The sequence below is a fragment of the Pedobacter sp. 01N416 genome (assembly GCF_056399685.1).
The window spans coordinates 1-1,376 of sequence record NZ_JBFTRT010000859.1 but is presented as its reverse complement, the minus strand read 5'-3'; the positions used below and the strand labels follow the sequence as shown (position 1 = coordinate 1,376).

The 1,376-nt window shown below is 36.3% G+C and carries 1 protein-coding gene and 1 pseudogene; both read right to left on the bottom strand.

Going from position 1 to position 1,376, the window contains the following annotated elements:
• Positions 1 to 206: 206 nt before the first annotated feature.
• On the bottom strand, positions 207 to 914 hold the full coding sequence (locus AC1DND_RS27915; RefSeq protein ID WP_477586111.1) for an LOG family protein: 708 nt from the start codon (positions 912 to 914) through the stop codon (positions 207 to 209).
• A 17-nt stretch (positions 915 to 931) separates the two neighbouring features.
• Positions 932 to 1,376: pseudogene (locus AC1DND_RS27910) on the bottom strand (sodium:solute symporter); the annotation flags it as partial.

The following is a 1,376-nucleotide window of genomic DNA, read 5'->3' as shown; positions in this document are numbered from 1 at the left end:
AATTTCGCCATTTCAATTACGTTTTATTTTAGATAGCAGTTTTCTCCAGTTGTTACAATAAATGAAGACATAAAAAAAGTGCTTATTGTTTGTAAGCACTTTTTCAGTTTCCAGTTTGCAATTTTCAGTTTATAATTTTCAATTAACCGATTTAAACAATTAACCAGTTAACCATCTTGAACTGACTAATGAACCATTGAACCAACCTAGAAATTCGGTTTAAGTACATATTTATCGTAGAAACGGAAAATATGCTCTGCAGCTTCTTCAGCGGTATCTACCAATCTGAAAAGGTTTAAATCTTCTTCGTGGATATTGTGCTCTTTCTGGAGCATTGTACCTTTAATCCAATCAATTAATCCACCCCAATAATCAACACCCACCAATACGATTGGGAAACGTGCAATTTTTCCGGTCTGGATTAAGGTTAAAGCTTCAAAAAGTTCATCCATGGTACCAAAACCACCTGGTAAAACCACAAAACCCTGACTATATTTCATGAACATTACTTTGCGCACAAAGAAATAATCAAACTCCAGCAATTTATTATGATCGATATATTTATTGTGGAACTGCTCAAAAGGCAACTCGATGTTTAAACCTACCGATTTACCCCCATTGGTGTGGGCGCCTTTATTACCGGCCTCCATAATGCCAGGGCCACCGCCAGTGATTACACCATAACCACGATCGGTTAATAATTTGCCGCACTCTTCTGCCAATTGGTAATATCTATGCGTTTGAGCTGTACGGGCCGAACCATAAATGGTAACACATGGGCCAATTTTAGCCAGTTTTTCAAAACCGTCTACAAATTCGGCCATGATTTTAAAAATTTGCCAAGAGTCTGTTACTTTAATTTCTTGCCAGTCTTTGTTTTCAAAAGCGCTTCTAATTTTTTCTTCACTCGTCATATACTGTTATTCTAATATTAAAATCTAGTTTGCGCATCAGTTTTTTTACTGATGAACAACAAGCCTATAAATGTGATTAAACCGTTAATTAAAATCAGTTCAACACTAAAAACGTAACCGCCCAATAAAGTGGTAGAATACGTGGAAAGCAAGTAACATAAAAAAGGTGATAATAAGCAAACTATCGGCACTAATTTATCGTGAAGACCACGTTTTTTTACAAATAATCCAAAACTATATAATCCTAAAAGCGGCCCGTAGGTATAAGAGGCAATGGTAAAAATTAAGCTTACTACTGATGAGCTGTTCAATGCATTGATGACGAGGATCACCAAAAACATCAGAATAGAAAATGCTACGTGTACAGTATGGCGTTTTTTTACGGCGTCTTTGGCATTTACATTTTCGGCCTTGGCCATGCCTAAAAAGTCGACACAAAAGGATGTGGTTAAAGCTGTAAGT

Coding starts and splice junctions, on each gene's coding strand:
- AC1DND_RS27915 (WP_477586111.1), bottom strand. CDS start 914: ATGACGAGTGAAGAAAAAATTAGAAGCGCTTTTGAAAACAAAGACTGG.